At 37.9% G+C, this 7,165-nt stretch carries 6 protein-coding genes; 1 reads left to right on the forward strand and 5 read right to left on the reverse strand.

Annotation, left to right across the window (positions count from 1 at the left end; genetic code table 11):
* Positions 1-16: 16 nt before the first annotated feature.
* The 5 genes from BCR24_RS01685 to BCR24_RS01705 all read right to left on the reverse strand — a co-directional run bounded on the left by BCR24_RS01685 (position 17) and on the right by BCR24_RS01705 (position 4,694).
* On the reverse strand, positions 17-1,456 hold the full coding sequence (locus BCR24_RS01685) for an MFS transporter (protein ID WP_069638837.1): 1,440 nt from the start codon (positions 1,454-1,456) through the stop codon (positions 17-19).
* Between the two features lie 118 nt (positions 1,457-1,574).
* Complete coding sequence (locus BCR24_RS01690; RefSeq protein WP_069638816.1) at positions 1,575-2,381, reverse strand: energy-coupling factor ABC transporter ATP-binding protein; 807 nt, start codon at positions 2,379-2,381, stop codon at positions 1,575-1,577.
* Positions 2,381-3,232: an energy-coupling factor ABC transporter ATP-binding protein gene (locus BCR24_RS01695; protein ID WP_069638817.1), complete on the reverse strand. Its 852-nt coding sequence runs from the start codon at positions 3,230-3,232 to the stop codon at positions 2,381-2,383. The genes BCR24_RS01690 and BCR24_RS01695 overlap by 1 nt, the downstream gene beginning before the upstream one ends.
* A gap of 13 nt (positions 3,233-3,245) precedes the next feature.
* Positions 3,246-4,034, reverse strand: a complete 789-nt coding sequence (locus tag BCR24_RS01700; protein ID WP_240604452.1) for an energy-coupling factor transporter transmembrane component T — start codon at positions 4,032-4,034, stop codon at positions 3,246-3,248.
* 24 nt (positions 4,035-4,058) lie between these two features.
* A complete protein-coding gene (locus tag BCR24_RS01705; RefSeq protein WP_069638818.1) occupies positions 4,059-4,694 on the reverse strand; it encodes an ECF transporter S component in 636 nt (211 codons plus the stop codon).
* A gap of 366 nt (positions 4,695-5,060) precedes the next feature.
* On the opposite strand from BCR24_RS01705, the gene BCR24_RS01710 reads away from it, so the two are divergent.
* Positions 5,061-6,962 (forward strand): PfkB family carbohydrate kinase, encoded by a 1,902-nt coding sequence (locus BCR24_RS01710; protein WP_069638819.1) that lies wholly within the window; start codon positions 5,061-5,063, stop codon positions 6,960-6,962.
* Positions 6,963-7,165: the final 203 nt, after the last annotated feature.

Below are 7,165 nucleotides of genomic sequence, written 5' to 3' on the forward strand. Positions count from 1 at the left end.
ATCTATGTGAAACTCTCTATTCATCTACTCTTGAATGACTATAGATCGTCTTTTTCGTTACTAGGAAAATAACGAGTGCCGCTAGCACGATCGCACCGCCCACTAGGAATACATTTGCGTATGTTGACACATCACCACTTGTTCCGCCAACAATACTACCGCCTGACATTGCGCCAGAGGACATCATGCCACCAAACACTGCTACACCAACGGATCCTGTAATTGCTTGAACTAAATCATTTACACCTAACACACGACCTGATTCTTCTGGTGAAACAGTTAAGGTTGCTGTATCGACGATTGGTGAGTAAAAGAACGAGGTTCCAAAGTAATAGATACAAGGTGCTACAGCCAATGCCCAAACTTTTCCATGAGGAATAGCAAAGGCGATGGCAATCAACCCTAATCCCATAAATGAAAGGGCCATGATGATCCCTGCAGAACGACCGATTTTTTTAATCACTGGTCCACATACAAACCCAAGAAACGCTGCTAATAAAATCGACCAAACTAATAATGTTGACACTTCTGCCGAATCAATCCCATAAACATTCAAACCAATCGCATTCACACCTGCGTTCAATGTGTAACTGAAGAAATAGCCAACAAAAATAACGGTCATCGTTGCGATAAAAGCAGGATTTTTAAAGAATTCCGGTGTAATAAATGGATTTTTTGCTTTGTTGATGTAAACGATAAACGCGATCAATGTCACCACAGAGCTGATTGCCCAAAATAGGTTCATATCTGTAAAGAACATCGTCATCGCTCCAGCAAAAGCACCAATCAAGGTAAAACCAACCCCATCGATATTAGCACCTTCTGCATGATCATCTGGTAGATTTTTTGCTAATGATGGAATAAAAATAATTGAAATCAATGGCACTGCGAACAACCAACGCCAATCGATTTTAGTGACATAACCTGCTGCAATTACGCCAAGTGCTGCCGAAAAACGAAAGACTGCAACAAAAATGCCATAGTAGATCACTCGATTTTCTTTCGCAATATATTTTGAAACTAACACTAAGAAAACAGAACCTGCTACTTGTCCGCCAGCTGATTGCAGAACACGTGCAATCACAACTGCCCAAATGCTAACTGGTCCTAAAATAAAACCAATAGCCGAACCAATAACAAGAATACTCACACCGAGCATGGTCATTTTCTTAAGCGACACAAAATCACCCAACGAACCATAAATCACACAAACGATGCCTAATACAATCCCAGGAATTGACGTAATCAATGGCGCTAATCCTGGCGTACCCAACTCTTGACCGATATTAACAAAAATCATACCAAATGCTTGCTGTTCAAGGATTCCAAAAATAAAAATAATCAAGATCAACGGAATTGCCCGCTTTGCCATGCGATTCATTTTTTCAAACTCTGCCGTGCCTTCCTTTGGTACAGGAACCCCCAATACTTTTTCTGCTTCGTTTTTAGTTGCCATTTCCACAACCACACCTTTCATGATTCTATTATTTTGTAGATACTGCTGCTATTGACTCTTATCGCTAAAAGTCACCCGTCTTCTACAATAATCCGGCTCATCACACTAGACATTCAGATTATCTCCTTTCCTCTTCAAAAACTTTCATAAAAGCTTCTGTTGTAAAGACTGTTTTTTTAAATCCCGCTCCTTGTCCAACTCTTGTAATTGGCGGAGGCGTTACAAAACTTTTATTTAGGGTTGCTACTTCTGAAAAGACTTCATCAGCAGATCCATCCAAAATGATTTCTCCTTGGCATAAAACGATAATTCGCTCAAAGTTGTCTGCTACAAATTTCATATCATGGCTGATGGCAATACATAAAACACCTTTATCCCTTAACTTTTGGATAATCCTTCGTAGTCTGAGATTGCCGTTTACATCTTGTCCACAAGTTGGTTCATCAAAAATGACTATACTTGTATTCATCATAATGATAGAACCGATCGTACAAAATTTCTTTTCAGTGGCATTTAAATCGAACGGATGGACCTCTAATTCATCTGAAAGCCCTACCAATTCAGCGACCCAATTCAAACGCTCTTCAATTTCTTGTTGAGGCATACCGATTTGTTTAGGTCCAAAGGTAAATTCTTTTCGCACGCTTTCTAAGAATAGTTGATCATCTGGATTTTGAAAGACGTAGCCCACTTTTTTAGCCCATTGTGCGGTTGTTTTCTGTTCGATAGATTCGCCTTCAATCAACACTTCTCCTGATTTAGGACGTAAAATACCATTAAAATGTTTCACAATGGTTGTTTTTCCAGCTCCGTTTTGCCCAATAATTGCTACAGGTTCCGTTCCACTAATAGATAAATCGATTCCTTTTAGAATGTCATCTCCTGTAGGGTACGCATAGCGGAGTTTTTTTAATGTAATGTCCATTACTTCAAAGCCTCCTTAACTAATGCTATAGTCGGTTCTTCCGTGATTTCTATTGCATGATGGGTATAATTTTTTTCTGCTAAGGCTTTTGAAAGTTTTACATAATCTGGTACATCAATGCCGTACGTTGTGATAAAGGGATCCTCAAATATTTTTTGGGGTGTATCGATTGCTACAATCTCCCCTTCTGAAAGTACCATGATTTTATCGGCATTTTGTGCAACACGTTCCATATCATGGTCTACCATGATCACTGTTACACCGTTTTGATTCAACTTTTTGACGATTGAAAATAGTTCGTCACCGCCTAATGGGTCTAACTGTGTCGTACATTCATCTAAGACCAAGATTTTAGGTTCTAAAATAAAAGTTGAACCAAACGCGACTCTTTGAACTTGACCACCTGACAGCTCCAACGGATTTTTAAAAAGAAGCTGATCGATCCGCATTAGCTTGGCTACATAGTCAACTTTTTGATGCATTTCTTCCCGTGAGATGCCTCTGTTCCCTAAGCCGTATGCTAATTCTTCTGCTACAGTTGCCGCCGTATACGATAATTGATTGAAAGGATTTTGAAAAACTAAACCGATCCTAGTTGATAATTCTGCGATGGTACTGGTTTCCGTTTTCAATCCATCAATTATGATTTCACCGGCTTTTTTTCCAACAAAATAATGAGGAATCAGTCCGACTAATGCATTGCAAAGTGTTGATTTTCCTGAACCATTTGCGCCAATAATACAAAAGAAGCTCCCTTCTTCTACTTGAAAATCAAGATTTTTTAATGCTCTTCTTGGGGTTTGGTTGTATCGATAAGAAAAGTTTTTTGCTTCAACAATCACCTTGTTCATAACGGCTCCCTTCTTATAGAATAGTAGATTTCATCAAAATAGTGACGGCTAATGTGAGTAGGAAAAATAGGATCAGCCCGCTATTGATTCGTTTGTCCAATTTGCTGACTTTCACATGAACGTAGCTTGTTTGTTTCACCCCTTTGATCCCGAAACCTCTTGTTTCCAGTGTCATTCCTCGTTCTTGGGCATCTGTTAATGAAGACATGATGACAGGTCCTAAAAGCGGAATGTATGACTTGATCCTGGAAAAAATCGTTCCACCAGTTTCAACCCCTCGTGCTTCTTGTGCTTCTTGGATCGTCGCTAATCGTCTTTGCATTTGCGGTACCACATTTAACGTTGCTAGTACGAGATAGCCAGCTTTGGGCGGCAAGCCACTATTCGTTAAAGCCGCGACCAGTTTTCCTTTATCCGTGGTTTGATTCATGATATAAAAGCTTCCCATAAAAACTAAGAGTGTGGTGACAATTTTCAAGGCATATAAAACACCTTCAAGTCCTAATTTTGCAAAACCAAAATCTGCAATAAACGTGACATTACTTGTACTATAAAAGCCTTGGATAAACAAAAGCATCACTGTAATTGGAACCCCAAATCCTACTATCAAACGGGTAAACGGTTTCAAAATCTTTGCCAAGTAAGAAATAATAAATAAACCGATAATAATAGCAAAACCTAACCAGATACTTGGAAAAATCAAGGTACTTAAACCGAGTGTAAAAACCGCTAATACTTTTGTCATAGGATTCAATCGCTCGATCACCGTATGTCGAGGAATGAATGTCGTTGATACCTTCACGTGTTGCTCCCTCCTAACTTCTGATTATTTCGCCCATTCTTCATCGTCTTCCAGCTCACTTTCATTCATTCCTATTGCATATTGACTGAGAAATCTTTTCGGAATTTTTTGGACGAGTAAGAAGGCAATCAAAAAGACAATACCTTTATCAATCACGTTTTCAAGCATCGATGTAGAGATCACAGAAAGAAAAATTTGTTTTGTCGTCGCAATTAAAGCGGCTGTAAAAACTGAACTGCCATTGACCCCTGTAGCGCCTCCGTAAACAAAAATTGTAATCAGTGAAGCTGAAACAGTATTTGTTAACGCACAAGCAAGCCAAGTCAAAATAGCGCCCCAAATGGTTTTGAACAACCCTGCCTTTACCATAAAACCAGTAACTAAGGCACATAAGATACTGACAACTGAATAGGGAAAGTAAACTGGATTGGCCACAAGCGTTAAAAAAACGTTTGTTAGTAATCCACACAAAGCTGCTACCCAAGGCCCTGAAAGACAGGCAATAATAATTGTACCGATCATATCTAAAAATAACGGTAATTTAAGTGCCGAGCAGAGTGTACCACCGATCAAATTGATCCCAACAGCGATCGGAATCAACACTAAAGATTTAGTTGTAAATTGACTTCTTATCCCTTCTAAAAATTTGTTCTTCTTCATCCTCGTCCCTCCATTCTCTTTGCACAATACTATCTTAATTCCATCTAAGAAAATATTTTAGGAAAACGTTTTCTTAAATTGAATTTAACACCAGTTTGCTGATTTGTCAACGTATTTTCAAATAATTTTTCGTATAAATGATAATGCTTACAAAAAGTCATATAATGATTCTTATTGACTTAATAGATTTAATTATCTATTATTTAGACAAGGTTGATTCATCATTTTGACAGATACAATTACTACTTTCAATCAATTTAACCGACATATTGTTCTAAAAATTTTAAAACTCTATGCGCTGAATATGAACTATAAAAATCTGATTTTCAAAAAATTAAATAACGTATGAAACGGAGAATAACAGTGATGAATATAAAAGATATTGCAAAACTCGCAGGTGTTTCAGCTTCAACTGTTTCAAAAATCGTTAACCAAAAAGATCAAAGCATCAGTAAAGAAACGAGAGAACGGGTTTTAAAAATTGTAAAGGAATACAATTATACGCCTTACGCTTCTGCTAATACTAGTTCCTCTAAAAGTTGGATTATTGGTGTTTTGCTGAAATCTTCTGCTTCATTAAATACAACCTTAGATGGAATCATTCAAACCGCTCAAGGTAACGGTTATAGCACCTTAGTTTTCAATAATTATTCGGATAAAGACCAAGAATTAAAAAACATTACTTCCTTATGCAAACAAAATGTAGATGGCGTTATTTGGGAGCCCCTAACGGAACAAAGTTTGTCTTTTGCTACTTATTTTAAAGATGCTTCGATCCCACTACTAACAGTCGGTCCAAATGGCGGGAAGCATGCAATCTGTTTTCCTTATGAAGAAGCAGCTTACCAAATCACCCAAGAGCTGATCGATCAAAAGCATAGTCAAATTGCTTGTTTACTTTCTAAAGGACGACGAACATCTGCCTTTTTAGAGGGGTATAAAAAGTGTTTGTTTGACAATCATATGAAACTAGATAAGGAATTGATTTTTGATGAATTAAATGATAATTTGGCTCAGAAACTAAACAATCGACAAATCACAGGGGTCGTTTCTTCCCACTATCATAAAGCTTTAGAATTTTATCAATTAGTAAACACACTTAGTTACAAAATACCAGAAGATATTTCGTTGATTTCTTTAAAGAGTGATCACACAGAGCCACTGACCTTTTCTGAGTTATCTGAGATTTCAACGTATGCAATTCAAAACACTGACTTTGGTACTTATATCGGCAACCAATTGATCCATCGGATTGAACAAAATAAGCAAAAATCACAGCCATTCGCACAAGCTTTTCACTTAAACAATCGAACAACAATCAGTTTACCTTTTAATCTGAATATACCAAGGCTCACCGTTGTAGGAAGTATAAATATTGATACTTATCTTACCGTTCCAAAGCTTCCCAACAGCGGGAAAACCGTTTCGATTTCCAGTTCATCTATTCAGCCAGGTGGAAAAGGGGTAAATCAATCCATCGGTGCTGCCAAACTCGGTCATCGGGTTGGACTGATTGGAAATATTGGATCAGACTTGGACGCTGATTATGTTTATTCTGCCTTAAACCAATATGGCGTGGATTCATTAGGAATCAAACGACGTCCCCATACGGATACAGGAAAAGCCTATATTTTTGTTGCAGCTAACGGACATTCGACGATTTCTATCTTGCCAGGTGCTAATGGGATCTTTACGCCAGAAGATATTGAAGAAAAAAAAGAATTGTTTGAAAATGCAGGTTACTGTTTGATCCAGTCAGAGATTCCTTTGGACACGGTAGCTAAAGCTTGTTCTCTGGCACATGAATATGGCGCTAAAACCATTTTTAAACCTTCTGCCTATGGAAAAATACCGGAAAACATTTTGTCGTTGGTTGATATTTTGATTCCTAATGAGGATGAGTTGAATGAACTTTGTCCTGAATTTTCCTCAATTGAAGAAAAAGCAAATTTTCTGTTAAATTACGGAATTCAAACGATTATCGTTACATTGGGTGAGCAAGGCTGTTATGTTAAAACGATTGATTGGACAGAGTATTTTCCAGCGGCTGACTTTCCAGCTATTGACACAACTGGCGCAAGTGATGCCTTTATCAGTGCACTCGCCTCTTACCTCTTATACGGTTATTCTTTAAAAGCTGCCGTTCGAATTGCCACTTATGCTGCTGGTTTTTGTATTACGCGCGATGGTGTTGTGGCTTCTTTGATCGATAGACATAGTCTTGAAACATACATTAAACAAAAAGAAGATGGCTTAATAAAAAAATAATCCTATTATTTGAGAATAAACCAATTATACAAAACAAAGAGCTTGGGACTGAAGTGAGCCCCCTAAGTTAGACCAGAAAATCTAACTTAGGGGGCTTTTTATAGTGGCTAAATATGATTATGACTTTAAAAAATCAGTAGTTGAAGCGTATCAGAGGGGAGAAGGTGGGTATGTGGCTCTAGCTCGCCGATACGGTATTCCAG

The sequence above is a fragment of the Enterococcus ureilyticus genome (genome assembly GCF_001730315.1).
Classification (GTDB): Bacteria; Bacillota; Bacilli; order Lactobacillales; family Enterococcaceae; genus Enterococcus_L; species Enterococcus_L ureilyticus.

Excerpts from the sequence above, each read along its gene's own strand:
- BCR24_RS01685 (WP_069638837.1), bottom strand. The coding sequence starts at position 1,456 with ATGGCAACTAAAAACGAAGCAGAAAAAGTATTGGGGGTTCCTGTACCA.
- BCR24_RS01690 (WP_069638816.1), bottom strand. The coding sequence starts at position 2,381 with ATGGACATTACATTAAAAAAACTCCGCTATGCGTACCCTACAGGAGAT.
- BCR24_RS01695 (WP_069638817.1), bottom strand. The coding sequence starts at position 3,232 with ATGAACAAGGTGATTGTTGAAGCAAAAAACTTTTCTTATCGATACAAC.
- BCR24_RS01705 (WP_069638818.1), bottom strand. The coding sequence starts at position 4,694 with ATGAAGAAGAACAAATTTTTAGAAGGGATAAGAAGTCAATTTACAACT.
- BCR24_RS01710 (WP_069638819.1), top strand. The coding sequence starts at position 5,061 with ATGAATATAAAAGATATTGCAAAACTCGCAGGTGTTTCAGCTTCAACT.